This window comes from Romboutsia sp. LXY-2 (assembly GCF_056171995.1).
Map to the genome: position 1 here is coordinate 1 of NZ_JBKFGI010000015.1, position 19827 is coordinate 19827.

Below are 19827 nucleotides of genomic sequence, written 5' to 3' on the forward strand. Positions count from 1 at the left end.
GCTTCCAAAAGGTTAGCTATCTGGCTTCGGGCGCCCCCAACTTCCGTGGTGTGACGGGCGGTGTGTACAAGACCCGGGAACGCATTCACCGCAGCATTCTGATCTGCGATTACTAGTAACTCCAGCTTCATGTAGGCGAGTTTCAGCCTACAATCCGAACTGAGAATGGCTTTAAGGGATTAGCTCCACCTCACGGTTTGGCAACCCTCTGTACCACCCATTGTAGCACGTGTGTAGCCCTAAGCATAAGGGGCATGATGATTTGACGTCATCCCCACCTTCCTCCAGGTTATCCCTGGCAGTCCCTCTAGAGTGCCCAACTTAATGCTGGCAACTAAAGGCAAGGGTTGCGCTCGTTGCGGGACTTAACCCAACATCTCACGACACGAGCTGACGACAACCATGCACCACCTGTCACTTCTGTCCCCGAAGGGAAATCTCCGATTAGGGAGAGGTCTAAAGGATGTCAAGCTTAGGTAAGGTTCTTCGCGTTGCTTCGAATTAAACCACATGCTCCGCTACTTGTGCGGGTCCCCGTCAATTCCTTTGAGTTTCACTCTTGCGAGCGTACTTCCCAGGCGGAGTACTTAATGCGTTAGCTGCGCCACCGAAGGGGGTAACCTCCGACAGCTAGTACTCATCGTTTACGGCGTGGACTACCAGGGTATCTAATCCTGTTTGCTCCCCACGCTTTCGTGCCTCAGTGTCAGTTACAGTCCAGAGAGCCGCCTTCGCAACTGGTATTCCTCCTAATATCTACGCATTTCACCGCTACACTAGGAATTCTACTCTCCTCTCCTGCACTCAAGTTTCTCGGTTTCAAAGGCTTACTACGGTTGAGCCGTAGCCTTTCACCTCTGACTTAAGAAACCACCTACGCACCCTTTACGCCCAGTAATTCCGGATAACGCTAGCCCCCTACGTATTACCGCGGCTGCTGGCACGTAGTTAGCCGGGGCTTCCTCCTCAAGTACCGTCATTATCTTCCTTGAGGACAGAGCTTTACGACCCGAAGGCCTTCATCGCTCACGCGGCGTTGCTGCATCAGGCTTTCGCCCATTGTGCAATATTCCCCACTGCTGCCTCCCGTAGGAGTTTGGACCGTGTCTCAGTTCCAATGTGGCCGATCACCCTCTCAGGTCGGCTACTGATCGTCGCCTTGGTGAGCCATTACCTCACCAACTAGCTAATCAGACGCGGGTCCATCCTGTACCGCCGGAGCTTTGATATTTCGACCATGCGATCAAAACATTTTATCCCGTATTAGCATACCTTTCGGTATGTTATCCGTGTGTACAGGGCAGGTTACCCACGCGTTACTCACCCGTCCGCCGCTCTTCTCCGAAGAGAATCGCTCGACTTGCATGTGTTAGGCACGCCGCCAGCGTTCATCCTGAGCCAGGATCAAACTCTCAAATAAAAGTTTAACGGGCTCAGATACTGTTATATATCTGGCTTTGTTTGGTTGTTTCAAATTCTATAAATTAACCTACTGTTTAATTTTCAAAGTTCATCTTTTCGACTTTCTCAGTTTATCAAAGCTTTTAATCTTTGTCAACTTTTTTTGAAAGTTATTTTTTCTTTCGTTTTGTCCCGTTCTTAAGGACAAGTAATACTTTACCACCTCTTTTTATATACGTCAATAGTTTTTTTATAAGTTTTTTTATTTTATTTTTCATTTAATTAAATATAATATAAATTCGATATATTACTATACTATTTAAGATATTGAAAAATCTAACTTTTTATTTAATACTATTTTGATTTTAAAGTCACTTTACTTAATATAAAAAAAGTTGTATCTGAATGATTAATAATCACAGATACAACTCTTCATATTTTATATTTTTTTACTTCATAGCTCTCATAGCATTAAGTACTGCAATAAGTGCAACTCCTACGTCAGCAAATATTGCTTCCCACATAGTCGCTACTCCTCCTGCACCAAGTACTAACACAATTGCCTTTACTCCTAATGCAAATATTATATTTTGCCATACTATTTTATTGGTTTTCTTAGCTATATCTATTCCTTTAGATATTTTGATAGGCTCATCAGTCATAAGTACTACGTCTGCTGCTTCTATAGCTGCATCTGATCCTAGACCACCCATGGCAATCCCAACATCAGCTCTCGCTAGAACAGGAGCATCATTAATACCATCACCTACAAATACAACTTTTTCTTTTTCACTTCTTCCAACGTATATCTCTTCTAACTTATCTACCTTTTCATTTGGAAGTAAATTAGCATATACTTTATCTACTCCAAGTTGTGATGCTATACTTTTAGCTACTTTTTCATTATCTCCAGTTAACATTACAACTTGTTTTATTCCGATAGACTTAAGTTTCTTAATAGCGTCTTCACTATCATCTTTAACTTCATCAGAAATTATAATATATCCTCTATACATTTTATTAACTGCTAGATAAACTACAGTTCCAACTTCCTTAGTAGGAGAATAGAATATATTTTCTTTTCTCATTAATTTTTCATTACCCGCTAATATGTTTTCTCCATTATAACTTATCTTAATTCCATAAGCTGCAACTTCTTCGTAGCTTTCTATTTTATTTAAATCTATTTCTTTATCATAATAACTTGTTATCGATTTAGCTATTGGATGATTAGAGTTGGCTTCAGCAAATGCAGCATATTCTAATAACTTATCTTCAGATATTCCTACTGGATTTACCTTTGTAACCTTAAATACTCCTTTTGTAAGAGTACCAGTTTTATCAAATACTACTGTATCTACATTCCTTAAAGCTTCTAGATAGTTACTTCCCTTTATTAATATACCATTTTTAGAAGCAAACCCTATTCCACTAAAGAAAGTCAATGGTATAGATAGCACTAATGCACATGGACAAGATACAACTAAAAATACTAATCCTCTATATATCCATTCACTAAAACTTGCTCCAGGTATTACTATAGGGGGTACAAACGCTACTATCATAGCTCCTATTACTACAGCTGGCGTGTAATATTTAGAAAACTTAGTTATAAAGTTTTCAGTTTTAGATTTCTTACTACTTGCATTTTCTACAAGGTCTAATATTTTAGATACTGTAGATTCTCCAAATTCTTTTGTTACTTTTATAGTTAATAAAGCATTTTTATTTATTACCCCTGATAAAACTTCATCTCCAACCGAAACCTCTTTTAATACAGATTCACCTGTAAGAGCAGAAGTGTCTAACATAGATACACCATCTACTACTACACCATCTAGAGGTACTTTTTCTCCTGGTTTAACTACTATTATATCTTCTATACCTACTTCTTCAGGAGAAACTACCTTAATTTCAGACCCAACTTTAACATTTGCATAATCTGGCCTAATTTCCATAAGAGCAGTTATTGATTTTCTTGATTTACCAACAGCCATACCTTGTAAGTACTCTCCTACTTGATAGAAAAGCATAACTCCAACTGCCTCAGGTAACTCACCTATTGCTAAAGCACCTATAGTTGCTATAGACATTAAAAAGTTTTCATCAAACATTTGACCTCTAATTGCATTTTTAAAGGCTTTTATTAATACATTTCCACCTACAACTATATATGCAACTATAAATAATGCATCTGCTAATATACTCTCAAATCCTGTTGCAATTTGATAAATACCAAATATATATACTAAACTTCCTATTATTAATTTAATTAAATCTTTTTTACTATTATCATGTTCGTGTACATCTACCTTACTTACTTTTTTATTCGTATCTATCGATTGTATCTGTATATCTAATCCAGGCTCTGTTGTATTTATTATGTCTACAACTTTACTTACTATTTCTTCTTCATCTACTGAGTTATTTATATTTAAAGTAAGTTTTTTATTAATGAAATTTAAGTTCGCTGACTCTATCCCATCTAATTTACCTACTTTTTCATTTATTACCTCTGCACAATGTGCACAGTTTAATCCTCCAAGTAATATTTCTTTCTTTACAAAAGTATTTATTATTTTAGATTTACTTGAAGAATAATTAGAACCTATTACTTGAATATTTAATCCAGGTTCTGTCACATTAATAATATCAATTATCTTATTAATTACTTCATCTTCATTACTAGAATCAACTATCTCTACAGTAAGTTTTTTACTAATAAAGTTTAAATTAGCTGATTCTACTTCTTCTAACTTACCTACTTTTTCATTAATTACCTCTGCACAATGTGCACAGTTCAATCCTCCTAGGAGAATTTCTCTCTTAATCAAGCTACAAGCTCCCATGTTAATCCCCCTATCTCTTGTATGTTTCTTCTATATGATGTAATCCACAATCAAATATTTGACTTACGTGCTCATCATCAAGCGAGTAATAAACAACCTTACCTTCTTTTCTAAACTTAACTAATCTAGCTTGCTTTAAAACTCTAAGTTGATGAGATATTGCCGAGTGTGTCATATTTAATAAACTAGCTATATCACATACACACATTTCATTCGCAAATAATGCATATAGTATCTTTATTCTTGTGGTATCTCCAAATACCTTAAACAACTCTGCCATATCATATAGTAATTCTTCATCTGGCATTGTATTTTTTGCTTCTATAACAACATTTTCATGTATTTCATTACAAACACAAGTATCTAAGCCTCGTTTCATATTAGTTCCTCCAAGTTTCATTTTAATATATGAATAATTGTTCATATATTAAATACTATGCTATTTGTCCTAGTTTTGCAACTATATTTTGTACACTTTTTAAAATAAATTACAAAATGCACATATTAACATTTTTAATAATATATATATTATTAGAGCACTTTACGATAGATGTTTTAGAATTTTTTTTAGGAGGTATAATTATTATGAATTTTGATATGTTTTCCAATAACCAAAATGACGATATGGATCCTAATTATATATACCCTAGACCTTATCTTGATCCTATGATGTATTTCAATCCTTATGCTATGAATTATCCTAACCAAATGAATCAAAACGCAAATATGTCAAATTATATGACTTATATGAATCCTCAAATGGCTAATCCTCTTCTTGGTCAAGAACCTATGGATGATAATCCATATAACTACCAATTTGAAGATGATGATATGGATGAAATGGACGAATTTGAAGATATGTTTAATATGCAAAATAATATGCAGTGTATGCCAAATATGATGCCGGGTATGATGGGTATGTATCCAGGGATGATGATGCCAAATATGATGCCGGGTATGATGCCGGGTATGCAAGGAATGATGATGCCACCAATGAACATGATGATGCCGGGTATGATGCCAGGTATGCAGATGTATCCTTTTATGCAAATGATGCCGGGTATGGAAGCTATTAATATTGAGGAGTTTGATGAGGAAGAAATGTAATTTTTTTATTTTTTTTTAAATACATGTTTAAAATTTAAATATTTGTACAAAATATTTAATGTATTCCTCATAATATTCCCCCAATATTATAAATACAAAATAAAGCCGTGATATAGGATAATATCATGGCTTTATTTTTATCTATACACTTAATAACTTAATCTAAAAAATCATAGAAGTTGTCTGAACCTGACTCTACAAAATCATAAAGTACATTTTCATCGAAAAATAACTCTTCATCTAGCTTAATATAATCTTCATAATTACATTGAAGTAATTTATTAATATACTTTCTATCTTTATCACTATAAGTCCCTACAAAAAACTTATCTCCCATTTGATAATATATTGCCTTTATATCGTTATTGATAATATATATATATTCTTTTACATGATTATTGTTAAAGTTAAATCTTGTAAAGAAAACTGCATCCTCTAAATCACTTTTTAGCACAAATGGATTATCTGCATAAAATCTCTCTAAAAACTCTTCTCTATTTTCTAAGCTATATATACTAACATATTCTTCTTTTGATATTTCATCAAAAACATCAAAGTCATACATACCCTCTTTTTCACCAACAACCATAGAACTAATTTTAAACCCACTCTCTAGTTTATCTATGTTAAAAGCAATCTTGCATATGTAGTATCCATCATTATCTTCAAATATTACTTCACTAACATATATATTATTTCCTCTATCATAAACTCTTGTCTTTAAAAGAGTTCCGTTTATGTTGGTAATATGCATTTGAGATATTTCTTCACTTTGAGAGAAATAATATAAACTTTCTTTATCCCAGGCAATAAATCTCATAGTCATGTAGTTAATAAATTCTACTTCTTCATTAATCTCCTTACATATCTTAGGAAACATATCATATATACTTAAGTCACTTTTATAATTTTCTATAATATCTATATATTCTTCAACATGACCAGGTAATGGCTTTTCATAATAGGAGTTTTTATTTCCATAATAACTAACTAAGAATAATGCTTCATCTTCAGATATTTTTATTCTATCTGAGCCGAGTCCTCCCATCAACCTTTCTTCTTCTCTATAAGCTTCTTGTTCACTAGGGTTATGAAGTCCAACATAATCAGCTATTCCTAGCCCTTCTGCATCTAGTAAAAAGTATTGATATACTTCTTCCTCTTTTTCTTGCCACGCTATAATAAGTCCCATACTTCCCATAAGTCTAGAGTTTGTTATTTTTGCAAATTTAAATTCCATTACATCACGTCCTCTTTATCTTTTATTGTTTATAAAAACTTTTAACCGAATCTTTTTTTGTGAATAATATATATAAATAGGCTATAAACTAATTATTAGTCATATAATTTTTAACTAATACTGTTAATAGTTTATCTCTTAAAAAGAATTTTAATTTATTTTATATTATTTTACAACTTAATCAGGATTTTATAATATAATAAAATAAATGGTTAATCGAGGTGATATTATGGAAAAAATTGCAGCATTTTTTGATATAGACGGTACTCTATATAGAGACTCTCTTATGGTTGAACATTTTAAAAAGTTAATCAAGTATGACATTATCGATCAAAAAGCTTGGTATACACATGCAAGAGATACATTTATGGATTGGGATAAGAGACAAGGAAACTACGACGACTACTTATTAGAAGTATGTGACTTATACGTAGAATCCTTAATTGGATTAGATAAAACTTGTATAGACTTTACTAGTGATCAAGTAATACGTCTAAAATCAGATAGAGTATATAAATATACTCGTTCTAGAATAAAATGGCATTTAGATAACGGACATATCGTAATATTCATATCTGGTAGTCCTAACTTTTTAGTTGAAAAGATGGCTAAAAAATATAGTGCTACAGATTTTATAGGTTCTGATTATGTTTTTGAGAATGATACTTTTAATGGTAAGGTAATTCCTATGTGGGATTCTGTAAGTAAAAACAACGCAATTAATGATTTTGTAAATAAATACAACCTAGATTTATCAAAGTCATACGCTTATGGTGACACTAATGGAGATATAAACATGCTTAGAAGAGTTGGAAACCCTATTGCTATAAATCCAACTAAAGAACTTGTTTCTCATATAGGTAGTGACCCTATAATATCAAAAACTGCTAAAATAATAGTAGAGCGAAAAGATATAATTTATTCTCTAAATGCAAATGTTGACATACTAGACATATAAATATTTATAAATTAAAGTCCTTAGATTATTATCTAATGGGCTTTTAATTATTTGAACTAAATGATTTGGTCTCTTCGATCAAAGCTTATCTAAAATGCCTTAATGGTATAATGGAAATGAACTTTTTAATAAGGAGATTTAATTATGAATACTACTATAGATAAAGATTTACAAGAACTAAGTAAAAAATTATATTTAGAGTCCCCTGACCTTTGGATTGAGTTTTCCAGCAAAATCGATGATAAAGTAATAGATGAAATGGTTTTATTTTTTGCTATAAAGCATAACCTACCTTCTATAGTTAAATTCGCTATTGAAAATAATAAGCTAGATTTGGATACTCCTTCTAAAAATAATAACTATTCATCAATTAGAGCACACTTAATTGCAGCTTCAAAGCAATACAATTGTGATGAAGTGTTAAGCTTACTTGATGATACTTTCAAAAATAACAATACTATTTTATCTGAGATTTCTAGTGTAGAGTCAGGTGAAAAGCATAATGAAAACTTACCTAAATATACTTGTACACGCTGTAAGTGTAATATATTCGATTTAGGTTATAAGGTTATTGGTAATACTGTACATAGATTTTCTAGTTCTGAAAATAAACTTATAGAAGTATCTAGCAACAACTCAAAACAAGTAGTGTGCAATAACTGTAACACTATACTTGCTAATACTACTCTTGAAACTCTTGAAAATATCTGCAAAATTCAATCTTGCAATAATTGCGGCAAGGACTTAACTAAAGTTGGAATTTTTGATACATCCAGATTAGAATATGACGATACAAATAATGTTTTTATTTCAAAATCTACATCTTATTATTGCGGAAATTGCAAAGCTGAACTTGATGAAAATCAAAAATCTTATTTTAATTTTTAATAAACATGTTAATATCTTATGACCCAACTAATTTTTAATAATTATTTTTTAGGATATAAATTAAAATACTATATAGAAAATTGTATTACTACAATGACTATATAGTATTTTTTTATTAATTATTTATTTTTAGCAATCTTCTAATCTTATCATTATAGTAGTCTATAAATGCACTATACATATAATCATAAACTACAAACACTACTTGAAAAGCAACAATCGCAACTATATTTATAGGTATAAATACAAATGGCTTTAACATGAAATATAATATTGCTACAACCATATTTGCAAATACTAGCTTCAATGCAAATTCAATATATATGGATTTATATCTCTCTAAAAGATATTTTATTAATCCATATATTCCAAAGGTGAATATATATAAAATATATTGTGCTTTATTTGCCATCACAATAAAAGATAGTACTACTGAACCTATATAAAAAGCCACTCCCATTTTTGTACCATATTCCATTATTACAACAGAAATAGGCAAAGATGCTAGACCCATTAAAAATAATGTATTTATAGGTACTATATTTGTAAGCATCAATAAAATAATATTTAATGCTAATAAAATTCCTCCATAAGCTATTTTTCTACTCATTTTTTATTCTCCTAAAAACAACTTACTATATCTCCTCCGAAGCATTCACAACATGAGTCTAGACACCATAATTTTGTACAATCACCACAACAGTCATCACCTATACAGCAGCAACAATCATCACAACAGCAAAGACCGTCACAGCAGCAACAACAGCATCCATCTAAATCATTACGTCTTCTTCTATTATATCTATATGCCCTATCATGATAATCATCTCTGTATCTACTAAAACTAGTTACCACACTATCATAATCTGTATTTTCTGGCTCCATAGTTTTAGCTGTATTTATGCAACTTTCGCCTTCTTCATAATATCCTATATTCATAGCAGATATACCTGTTAAGTAGTACCACTGGGCACATTTATCACTTATTGTTTTTAAAAAATCATACGCTGCTTTAAACTCTTTATTATCTATAAGAGCTCTTACTTTTATAAAATTGTCATTATTATATGTGTTGCTGTACATTTGTTTCACACCCTTTATCTAATATATTTTTATATCTTAAGAAAACTCCTGAATATATGATATTTTCTATTATTCCTGTGTTCATTCTAATATTTAGATTATTAATACCTTGAGCTAAAAAACCTAAGGATAATCCAATAAGCTTATCTACCTTTTCTTTTAGTTCTTCTTTTCTATCTACATAATCAATAAATGGATTATAACTTCCCTTTTTGTAGTCTTTTTCTAAGTCTTCATAAGCATCTAGTAAATAAATATACTTTCCTACGTTAAATCCTACCATCCTTAAATCTCTTTCGTATTGATCATTTTTGTAGGCAAATATCTCGCCCATTAAATTCCCAAAGGTATTTGATACTTCATCAATATTATAATTTTTCTCTTGTTCTAGCTTATATAGTATATCTAGCTGTTTTTTTATATATTCAGCTTTTTGAGGATATTTTTCATATGCTAGCTTCAATTTTCCTTTGTATATATTATATGCTAATACATCTTTTATTCCTCTATCATCTTTTAAATTATCTTCTAGTTTATAGTATGTAAGTAATACATTCATACTTGCTGCATACTCTGTTATTTCATTTACTATTTTCTTTTTCTTTTTAAATGGATTTACTATACATCCTTCTTCTGTAACTGTTGGCTTTGGTCTATAAACCGATGTAAGCACAAGTATCAGAAAAGTGATATCATAGTTTAGTGATAATCTAGATATTTCTCCATGGTTGTCTTTTAGATATTTACATAAGCCACAATAGTAACCTCTATAGTGTTCGTATTCTCTAAAAGTTAAATCCATTTTGTTTACTTTTACGTATCCAAACATATTGTTTCCTTTCTAGTTATTTATTGTTATAAGATCAACCTTATAATCTTTATTAGCTCCTATATATAATTTCGCCATGGTTGTATGTAGTTTAAATCGTCTTGGTCCTACAGAACCTGGATTAATATATAATACATTATCTTTTGAGTAAATGTCACTTTTGTGAGAGTGTCCATAAATTACAATATCTATTTGCTCTTTTTCTAAATCTATATCTACTTTACTAATATCGTGAACTATATATATTTTAGAATTATCTACATTTATTATTTTAGTTTCTGGAGTATTTTTAAATTCTTCTCCTTTATCACAGTTGCCTTTTATAAATTCTATGTTCGTTATTTTTTCTAATTCTTCTATTACATTTAGCTTGCCTATATCTCCTCCATGAATTATCAGGTTACAATCACTTAAGTTATCTTTTACTTCTTGTCTAAGTAATCCATGAGTATCAGATATTATACCTATTATCATTATTTATCTCCTAATATTTTCTTCTATATAATAATTATATCCATTTTTAACATTTATCGATTAAAAATAGGATATTTTTAATCTATTTTTAATTTAACATAGTATTAATAAGTATTTTTACCTACAATACTCCAATTATTTTCAATAAAAATTTTCTTACGCGTAAAAAAGACCTTAGAGTTGTATAGCTTTTAAAACTAATAACTTTAAAGTCTCTTTATATATATTTATTCCCAATAGGCTTCTAGACTTACACCTTTACATCCTTCATTCATTAAATACAATTTTATTTTCCCATTTTCATACTTACTTAAATCAACCTTCATGCTCCCATTAGTGTTACTTATATCAATGACTTCTTCTTTATCATCCTGCGTTATTTTAATAGCCAAGTTACCTTCATCACAACTTGCGTCAATATACATATTAGATGGTGTATTATCTTCTTTCTTTATGGTTCTAGAAAACTCAGCTGTGGATTTATAATAAGATATATTCCACTTCTTCTTTGTATTAACTTCAACAAGGAAAAGTGATGTCCCACTAGTAAATTCAAGACTCTCACTAGTAAATATAAAACCTACAAAACATGACATAGATACTAAAAAGCTTACTACAAACCCAATCATAAAATTCTTTGTAGGCTTTTTCTCAATTTCTTTTATTTCAGTAACTAAATTACCACATTTATTACAATACTTAGAATCTCGTGGGATGTTATTTGAACAGCTATTGCACTTTATAAAACTTTGCTTTCTTGCTACTAAAAAATAAATCAAAATACCTATGCCACTAGGCCCTAAAATAACTATTAATGTCCATAACTTAGGATTTAATCCCCTATTTTGCGCATCTCTATATGTCCATAATCCTAAAAATATACCTGCAACTACAATTAATAAAAGACACATTACTACCCATATAAATTCATTCATATATTTACTCTAGCTCCTTTTCTAAGTTCAAAATATTTCACACCAATAGCCGTCATTGAAGTACTAAATATAAGCGAAACAATGCTAAATAAAATAAGCATATTTTGTATTACACCTGATGGAACAAATATATTTATAAACGTATATCCCATACCTGTCATTACTATTGATATAACCATCGGTAACCACCATATTGAGATCCCCTTATTTTCTTCAATTTGATTATTTATTTTAATTTTTAAATCTACATTTACTCCTATAGAAGGAGTTTCTTTAGATGAAAGAGATTTTTTAAGTAAATCATCTAAATTATCATAATCCTTCATATCCCATAACCTCCAATTCTTTTTTTATAATACTTCGTCCTTTGTACAATCGACTTTTTACAGTTCCCTTTGGAATCATTAAAGCTCTTGCTATATCTTCTATAGGCATCTCTGCTGTATAGTGCATAATAATAGCTAGCTTAAACTTATCTTCTAGCTTACTTACTGCTAAGTTAACTTCATCTTCAATTTCTTTTTCTATTACATTTTGCTCTGTATTTACTTTTGTATCTTTTATCTCCATTGATTCATATCCATCTATGTTTACGCTTTTAGCGATAGTTTCTCTCCGAATATTCTTCCTCACTGAGTTTTTCCAAAGTTTAACTGATATAGATATTAAATAACTTTTAGGATTTTTATTTATATCTAATTTTGATTTTAACTCTACTGCCTTTAAAAAGGTCTGCTGATAAAGGTCTTCCCCATCTTCTTTATTTTGTGTTAGCTTTATGCAAAACTTATATATAAAACTTCCGTATTCATCAATGATGTTCTCTATATCCACTATTTCCAATCATATCACCCCCCACACTTATAATTGTCGTAACTTCATCATCGGTTCATTTTTATTGTAACTTATTTTTTATCATAAAAAATATCTCAAGGAATTTAATGATCCCTTGAGATATTTTAATTAGTTATTTACGTTTTTTCTTTTTACTTTTAGTAGCTTTTTTACCGCTCATCTTATTTGTTAATTCTCTTGCTCTGTTTACATACTCAATTTCAGCTTTAACTTTTGCGTCATAGTCTTTTTTCATCGTATAAGTTGTATATCCACCTATCATTAATGCCGCTACAATAAATAGCATATGTTTAAATAATATACCGCCTATAATGAGAATTACTGTAAATGTTATGTTTAATGAGTTCCTAAATGTTTTAATATTTCTTTGAATAATATCATATTTCGTATCTTTATTAATTTTGCGCATGCTCATTCCTCTTTCAAATATAATCGAGTATATTTTAACTAATATTTGAACTTATATCAATTTCTTTTAGTGTTCTAAATTCCAAGTTCTTCTTTAACCTTTTTTATTTTAGACAATGCTAAATCAATATCTTCTTTGCTATGAGTAGCCATTAAAGTCATTCTAAGTCTAGCTTCTCCTTTTTTTACTGTAGGAAATCTTATTGCAGGTATATAAACACCCTCTTCAATTAATTTTTTACTGAAATTAAGGGCTAGCTCTTCATCTCCAATAATTATAGGTATTATTGGTGTTTCACTGCTAACGTCAAAACCTATATCCTTAAGACCTTCACACAAATAATTAATATTAGAAGATAATTTTTTTACTAGTTCTGGATTTTTTTCAATAATATCAAAGCTTTTGATAGCTCCACTTATTACCGCTGGAGAAAGTGCTGTTGAAAAAATAAAGCTTCTAGCTTTATTTTTTAAGTAATCAATAACATCTGACTTTGCACATACGAATCCACCTTCGCTTCCAATTGCCTTACTTAAGGTACCTATAGTAATGTCTATATCACAATTAAAGTACTCACTACTTCCTCTTCCTGTTTTTCCGATTACTCCTGTAGCATGTGCATCATCCACTAAGGTAAGTAGATTTTTTTCTTTGGCTATCTCTACTATTCTATTCATATTAGCTATGTCTCCATCCATACTAAAGACACTATCAGTTACTATTATTCCCTTTTTAGGATTTATTTCACTTATTTTTCTATATAAATCATCCATATCATTATGCTTATATACAAGTATTTTTCCTTTAGATAATTTACATCCATCAATTATACTCGCATGATTTAATTCATCACTAAATATATAATAGCCATCTTCACATATAGCCGATATTACACCTACATTTGCCATATATCCAGTATTAAAAATTAAAGCCGCTTCTTTATTTTTGAATTTAGCTATTTTTTCTTCAAGTTCTTTATGGACATCATAACTACCTGTGGTAAGTCTTGATCCTCCAGAGCCTAATCCATATTTATTTATAGCTTCTATTGCAGCATTCTTTACTTCTTCATTATTGCAAAGTCCAAGATAGTTATTAGATGACATTAATAATACTTTTTTCCCATCTATTGTAGTATAAGTATCTTGAGCTTCACTTAAATATCTAATTTCTCTATATAAATTATTATCTTTTATCTTTTGCAGCTTTCCTTTAATGTATGACATATTTACCTCCACACAGATATAGGTTGAACACATTGCCATGATGTTCAACCTATAAATTTATTTCAATCTAATTTTAACTATTAAATTTATCTAGAAATCAAAATTATTATTTAATATGTCATAATAATTTCTACTATCATTTATTTCGATTTCGTCCTTTATTATCACTTTAGTATTTTCTATGTAGTCTATACATTTTAATATATTTTTCTCTTTCTCATTACAATTCCTATTCTCATTTGAAGAGTCATATAAAAATATCCTTCCACCTCTAATATCACCTAACTGCTTAAGATATGGGAATCTTATATATCCATACTTTTTAGAAGCAATATACCCCGCAGTATAATGTGGATCATCCGAGTAACATATTTCACCTATTATATTAGGTGCATTAGCCACCTTTGTGGCTAGTGCTAATGCTTCTATAAAATGTGCATTATGTTTTGTATCCTTTGTAAGGTGATTTAATTTAGATCCTTCAAAATCCATATATGTAGCTCTAATACCTCTTTTTTTATCATATTCTAGTCTTTCTAGAGTGTTAATATCTAATAACATCGCACCTCTCATATTGAAGGTTTCATTAAACATATTTAGTATTTTCTTTGCTCTTTTTTCATCAACTCCTAATTTATCAAGAATTGCTTCTACACATTCCATTCCTTCAATATGATCTTTTACATTTACAGTAGTTACTTCTAAAGGTTTAAGAGCTTCTAATTTTTCTTCTTCTATTTCTTCTATTTTTATATTTATAAAATCTGATTTACCTTTGGTATGAATTAGTGCCCTTTTTATTAAAAGGCTAACCGCTCTTTCCAAATCATGTTCTTCTACTATATTTTCAGCTCCAGATATATGTTTTTCATCTTTAGCCGCTCTCATTTTTATACTATACAACCCCATATTGCACCTAACCTATTTTGACTTGAGTGCTAAGGTTTTTGTATGGCGTACTCTTTACTATTTTAAGTATAACTTTATATATCAGATAAGATGATAATGCAGTGTAAATCATACCAGGAAATGCAGCTATTAGTAATGCTTTAAATGGTGTTCCTACTATTTGAGACATTACTATTCTTCCTACAAAAGTTCCTAGGGGGCCTGCTAATGTAATTACTAAAAAACTAGTTCCTAATATACCTATGGTTCCACCTGCCACTATTCTAAATGTCATAGCTACAATTACATTTAATATGGTGTGTGTTCCCATTAATAAGTTTATACAGCTTGCTATTATCCCCGCACTTATATATCGTTTGAATCCAAAAGTAGCGCATATTGCTATTGCTATAGGTGCTGACATTTGAAATTCTGTACCTGGTATTAACCCTGGTAATTTAAATGTACCTGATATAGCAATAATAACTGCTAACAAAGAAATTAATGTTATTTCTTTCGTTTTATTGTTCATATCGTTACCTCTATATCTTTCTTCAACTTAATCCCTATAAATTTTCATAAGATTAATTGTGTTTATATTTTTAATTGTTATCGAAGTACTCTTTTATACTATCTCTAGCTACTTCCACCATAAAGTCTATCTCTTCTTCTGAAATTACAAATGGAGGCATAAAGTAAACTATATTTCCTAAAGCTCTTAATATAACACCTTTCTTTAGTGCATTTTTGTATATGTTATATCCAACTCTTTTTTCATACTCAAAAGGCTCTTTGGTTTCTTTATCTTTTACTAATTCTATTGCTCCTATCATACCTATTTGTCTGTACTCACCAACATGAGGTATGTCTTTTAAAACGCTTTCTACTTTATTTCTTAAGTACTCACTTTTTGCTTTATTCTTTTCTAATATATCTTCGTCTTTAAAAATATTTAATGTTTCTACTGCTATGCTACATCCTAGAGGATTTCCTGAATAACTATGACTGTGTAAAAATGCCTTCATAGTACTATACTCATCATAAAATGCATCATATATTTTATTACTCATCAGAACTAATGATAATGGCATATATCCTGCAGTTAATCCTTTAGATAAGCACATAATATCAGGCGATATACCTGCATTTTCACTTGCAAACATCTTTCCAGTTCTACCAAAACCAACAGCTATTTCATCTGCTATTAAATTAATATCATACTTATCACAAAGTTCTCTTAACTTTACTAAGTAATTAGGAGAATATATTTTCATACCTGCTGCACATTGAACCATCGGCTCTATTATTATTGCAGTTACTTCTTCATGTATATCTTTAATAGCTTTTTCCATAAGTTCAAAACACTCTGCTTTACACGTGTTTCTCTCTTTATTGTATTTACATCTAAAGCAATCAGGTCCCTCTACAGTAAGTGAATCTAATAATATAGGCTTATATACCTTATTATATAAATCCATATCCCCCATAGATAAAGCTCCTATTGTTTCACCATGATACGCATCACTTATATTTACAAACTTTATTTTTTTACTTTTTCCTATTTGTTGATGGTATTGGAAACTAAGTTTTAAGGCAATCTCTACTGCTGATGATCCGTTATCGCCAAAGAATACTTTGTCTAGTCTATCTGGTGCTAAATTTACTATTCTTTCAGAAATTTCTATTGCCGGTTTGTGAGTAAAGTTTGCAAATATAACATGCTCTAATGTATTTGCTTGCTTATATAGTGCATCATTTATTCTTTGGTTAGAGTGACCGAATAGATTTACCCACCAAGATGAAACTGCATCTAAATACTTTTTACCTTCAACATCCTCTAAAAATACGCCCTTACCTTTTTCTATAACTATTGGTGGAAATTTTTCATAATCCTTCATCTGAGAACATGGATGCCATACATATTTTAAATCTTTTTCTTGAAGACTCTTCATACTCATTATCTTTATCTCCTTTAATCAAATAATTTTTTTAATTTTTCTAAATCTAATTTTTTGTATTCTTCTTGAATATTTTCCTTAGTAAAATCATTTATGTTACTAAGCTTGCCTACTACCTGTAACTTTGTCAGGTTTTCTATAGCCTCAATGTTGTCATCCTCATAAAACTTCTCATTGTATTGATTAATGATAATTCCTTTAGCCTTAATATTCTTTAGTTTTAAAAATTCATTTGTAAGCACAGTATGATTTATTGTTCCTACACCTGCACGGGCCACTATAACAACATCCATACCTAAATCTTTTATTAAATCATATACAAAGTACTTATTTTCAATCAAAGGAACTACTATACCTCCAGCTCCTTCAGATATTACATACTCATACTCATCAATAAGTTTTTTGTAATGATTTATTATTTTTTCTTTATCTATTGTTATATTTTCCATTCTAGATGCTAGATGTGGAGATACTTCTTCATTTAAACAATAGCTATTCATTTCTTCATATGTATTTGCTAAATCACATATTTCTTTTACATATTTACAATCCTGAGGAATTATCCCTCCTGATTGTACTGGCTTATATGATATTACCTTATATCCACTTTGTTTTAGTTTGTAGGTTATCCCTCCATTTACAAAAGTCTTTCCCACATCTGTATCTGTCCCTATAATAAAAATTCCTTTTCCCATACTTCACCTCTTATCCCTATATTTCAAATCCTAGTTCTCTAATCATTTTTTTGTCTTCAGAAATCCCATTTCCACAAGTTGTCAATAAATCCCCTGTTATAGTTGCATTAGCTCCACCTTTGAATGCTAATATTCCGTATTTTGTTAAAAGGTTTCTTCCTCCAGCTAATCTTATATAACTTGTAGGATTTATAAATCTATATATCGCTAATATCTTTAAAAATTCTTCTTCTGTCACAGGCTCTATGTTACCCATTGGTGTCCCCTCTATATAGTTAAGTACATTTAATGGTATTGATTTTATATTGAGATTTCTTAATTCAAATGCCATGTCTATTCTATCTTCATTGTTTTCACCAAGACCCATAATACCTCCACTACATACTTCAAGACCGGCTCTTTGAGCCGCTTTTATTGTTTCAATTTTGTCATCATATGTATGGGTAGTACAAATTTTTGAGAAGTGATTTCTTGAAGTTTCTAAGTTATTATGGTATCTTTCTACCCCAACATCTTTAAGCATTTTTAAATCATCTTCATCTAGTAAACCATGTGATGCACATGTTCTTATTCCTACTTCATCTTTTATCTTCTTGTATGATTCACACACATGTTCCATTTCTTTTTTATATAATTTCTTACCTGAAGTTACTATAGAGTATCTTTTTACTTCTTTATCATGGTGATACTCGGCATCCTTTACAAATTCTTCCTGAGGTAGTAAAGAGTATACTTCTGCGTTTGTCTTATAGTATGATGATTGAGCACAGAACTTACAATCTTCACTACATTGACCACTCTTACCATTGACGATGCAACATAAGTCAAAGTGATTTCCCATAAAATATTCTCTGATTTCATTTGCACACTCCATTAGTTCTTTTACATCGTAATTTAATAGTTCCATAGCTTCTTCTTTATTTATTAAATATCCGTCTTTGATTTTACCTGCTAATTTTCTAATCATATAATTTACCTGCCTACGTATTAAAAGTTTTATTAATCGTTTCTATGTTTAAATTCTAATTCAGTAATTTATTTACGTCAACCTATTTTATTTTTTTAGTTTACCTAAATGATGTTCTTTTATTGTTTTATATCTTTATAGCATAAAAATACACATCCTATTACTTACCTACAACTCCTACTATTTCAGTTTCTAAGAGGCACTCTGTAATAATTAACCTATAGAATAATGTCAATTTATTTGTTATTATAGTATTTTCTGTTATAAATAATATAAATAAAGGAGCACAGAAAATGCACAACTTTGGATATTTTTTTAGAGGTATTCCCGATAGTGTGAATTTCATAAAGTTCGGACGATTTCATGTAATAATATTGGTATTATCAATTCTGATAAGTTATTTAATTGTTAAGCATATAAAAGAAAGTCGTAATTTTGAACTTTTCATAGGTATTGTTTTGCTTATTCAACAGTCCACTTTATACTTGTGGTACTTTGTAAGCGACTACAATGTGTTAACGCAGGGTCTTCCACTATACCACTGTAGAATCTCTATATTACTTTTAGGTATAGGGCTTATTTTAGATAAGCAAATGCTAATGAAATTTGGAAGTTACTGGGGAATAATAGGTTCTATATTTGCCTTATTAGTTCCAGGACCAGATCCATTTGTATTTCCACATATAACCATGGTATCCTACTTTGTAGGACATCTATTTTTACTTTGGGGCAGCGTATATGTTTTATGTATTAAAAAGACTGGCATGAGTAAGATAGATTTAAAAAGATTACTAGTATTTACGAATGTATACTGTATGACTATGTATATATTAAACTGCACTATAGGCTCTAATTATGGATATATGAATTCATCACCAATATCTATTGGACAAAACCTTAATCATTTGGTTTATGGTGGGATAGTTATGCTTATTTCTAATTTGGTTATTAGCCTTATCTACATTGCATTAAATAGTGTATATAAAATAAAAGAGCAGCTATCATTACTTTTTTTATAATAAGTATATATTTTTCATTTCGATATAAATAAATAGAGCCATATAA

Annotated in this window: 21 protein-coding genes and 1 rRNA gene; 4 read left to right on the plus strand and 18 right to left on the minus strand. The window is 30.3% G+C overall.

The annotated features are described in order from the left end of the window. The 3 genes from ACI48P_RS18900 to ACI48P_RS18910 form a co-directional block, all read right to left on the minus strand. A 16S ribosomal RNA gene (locus tag ACI48P_RS18900) occupies positions 1–1420 on the minus strand; the annotation flags it as partial. Between the two features lie 430 nt (positions 1421–1850). Next, positions 1851–4250, minus strand: coding sequence for a heavy metal translocating P-type ATPase (locus ACI48P_RS18905; protein ID WP_475218615.1), 2400 nt, complete (start codon positions 4248–4250; stop codon positions 1851–1853). Between the two features lie 10 nt (positions 4251–4260). Next, entirely contained in the window at positions 4261–4629 is a 369-nt protein-coding gene (locus ACI48P_RS18910; protein WP_475218617.1) for an ArsR/SmtB family transcription factor, read from the minus strand. Positions 4630–4835: 206 nt separating this feature from the next. Between ACI48P_RS18910 and ACI48P_RS18915 the strand changes: the two genes are divergently transcribed. Further along, positions 4836–5357 (plus strand): hypothetical protein, encoded by a 522-nt coding sequence (locus ACI48P_RS18915; RefSeq protein WP_475218618.1) that lies wholly within the window; start codon positions 4836–4838, stop codon positions 5355–5357. Positions 5358–5514: 157 nt separating this feature from the next. Here the strand turns inward: ACI48P_RS18915 and ACI48P_RS18920 are convergent, their stop codons facing one another. Further along, the gene (locus ACI48P_RS18920; RefSeq protein WP_475218620.1) at positions 5515–6597 is read right to left on the minus strand and encodes a hypothetical protein; all 1083 of its coding nucleotides are present in this window, start codon (positions 6595–6597) and stop codon (positions 5515–5517) included. Positions 6598–6826: 229 nt separating this feature from the next. Between ACI48P_RS18920 and ACI48P_RS18925 the strand changes: the two genes are divergently transcribed. After that, entirely contained in the window at positions 6827–7555 is a 729-nt protein-coding gene (locus tag ACI48P_RS18925) for an HAD family hydrolase (RefSeq protein ID WP_475218621.1), read from the plus strand. A 144-nt stretch (positions 7556–7699) separates the two neighbouring features. Further along, positions 7700–8443: a hypothetical protein gene (locus ACI48P_RS18930; protein ID WP_475218623.1), complete on the plus strand. Its 744-nt coding sequence runs from the start codon at positions 7700–7702 to the stop codon at positions 8441–8443. A gap of 115 nt (positions 8444–8558) precedes the next feature. On the opposite strand, the gene ACI48P_RS18935 is transcribed toward ACI48P_RS18930, so the two are convergent. From ACI48P_RS18935 to bioB, 14 genes are all read right to left on the minus strand, one after another. After that, entirely contained in the window at positions 8559–9053 is a 495-nt protein-coding gene (locus ACI48P_RS18935; RefSeq protein ID WP_475218625.1) for a hypothetical protein, read from the minus strand. A gap of 11 nt (positions 9054–9064) precedes the next feature. Further along, positions 9065–9526 carry a hypothetical protein gene (locus ACI48P_RS18940; RefSeq protein WP_475218626.1) on the minus strand — a complete coding sequence of 154 codons (462 nt, stop codon included), beginning with the start codon at positions 9524–9526 and terminating at the stop codon, positions 9065–9067. Further along, on the minus strand, positions 9507–10355 hold the full coding sequence (locus ACI48P_RS18945; RefSeq protein ID WP_475218628.1) for a DUF5685 family protein: 849 nt from the start codon (positions 10353–10355) through the stop codon (positions 9507–9509). The genes ACI48P_RS18940 and ACI48P_RS18945 overlap by 20 nt, the downstream gene beginning before the upstream one ends. A 12-nt stretch (positions 10356–10367) precedes the next feature. Further along, entirely contained in the window at positions 10368–10829 is a 462-nt protein-coding gene (locus tag ACI48P_RS18950) for a metallophosphoesterase family protein (RefSeq protein WP_475218629.1), read from the minus strand. Positions 10830–11056: 227 nt separating this feature from the next. After that, positions 11057–11764, minus strand: a complete 708-nt coding sequence (locus tag ACI48P_RS18955) for a hypothetical protein (protein ID WP_475218630.1) — start codon at positions 11762–11764, stop codon at positions 11057–11059. Further along, entirely contained in the window at positions 11761–12090 is a 330-nt protein-coding gene (locus ACI48P_RS18960) for a hypothetical protein (RefSeq protein WP_475218632.1), read from the minus strand. The genes ACI48P_RS18955 and ACI48P_RS18960 overlap by 4 nt, the downstream gene beginning before the upstream one ends. Beyond that, complete coding sequence (locus tag ACI48P_RS18965; protein WP_475218819.1) at positions 12077–12598, minus strand: RNA polymerase sigma factor; 522 nt, start codon at positions 12596–12598, stop codon at positions 12077–12079. Before ACI48P_RS18965 ends, ACI48P_RS18960 begins: the two co-directional genes overlap by 14 nt. Before the next feature lie 133 nt (positions 12599–12731). Beyond that, a complete protein-coding gene (locus ACI48P_RS18970; protein ID WP_475218634.1) occupies positions 12732–13028 on the minus strand; it encodes a hypothetical protein in 297 nt (98 codons plus the stop codon). Positions 13029–13102: 74 nt separating this feature from the next. Beyond that, a complete protein-coding gene (gene bioF, locus ACI48P_RS18975) occupies positions 13103–14254 on the minus strand; it encodes an 8-amino-7-oxononanoate synthase (RefSeq protein ID WP_475218636.1) in 1152 nt (383 codons plus the stop codon). A gap of 90 nt (positions 14255–14344) precedes the next feature. After that, positions 14345–15157: a 6-carboxyhexanoate--CoA ligase gene (locus ACI48P_RS18980; RefSeq protein ID WP_475218638.1), complete on the minus strand. Its 813-nt coding sequence runs from the start codon at positions 15155–15157 to the stop codon at positions 14345–14347. Between the two features lie 13 nt (positions 15158–15170). Continuing rightward, on the minus strand, positions 15171–15674 hold the full coding sequence (locus ACI48P_RS18985; protein WP_475218639.1) for a hypothetical protein: 504 nt from the start codon (positions 15672–15674) through the stop codon (positions 15171–15173). Positions 15675–15744: 70 nt separating this feature from the next. Continuing rightward, entirely contained in the window at positions 15745–17100 is a 1356-nt protein-coding gene (gene bioA, locus ACI48P_RS18990) for an adenosylmethionine--8-amino-7-oxononanoate transaminase (protein WP_475218640.1), read from the minus strand. A 14-nt stretch (positions 17101–17114) separates the two neighbouring features. Further along, positions 17115–17795, minus strand: a complete 681-nt coding sequence (bioD, locus tag ACI48P_RS18995) for a dethiobiotin synthase (RefSeq protein ID WP_475218641.1) — start codon at positions 17793–17795, stop codon at positions 17115–17117. Between the two features lie 16 nt (positions 17796–17811). Next, positions 17812–18762, minus strand: coding sequence for a biotin synthase BioB (gene bioB / locus ACI48P_RS19000; RefSeq protein ID WP_475218643.1), 951 nt, complete (start codon positions 18760–18762; stop codon positions 17812–17814). Positions 18763–19055: 293 nt separating this feature from the next. Between bioB and ACI48P_RS19005 the strand changes: the two genes are divergently transcribed. Beyond that, entirely contained in the window at positions 19056–19781 is a 726-nt protein-coding gene (locus ACI48P_RS19005) for a TMEM164-related integral membrane acyltransferase (RefSeq protein ID WP_475218645.1), read from the plus strand. Positions 19782–19827 lie beyond the last annotated feature (46 nt).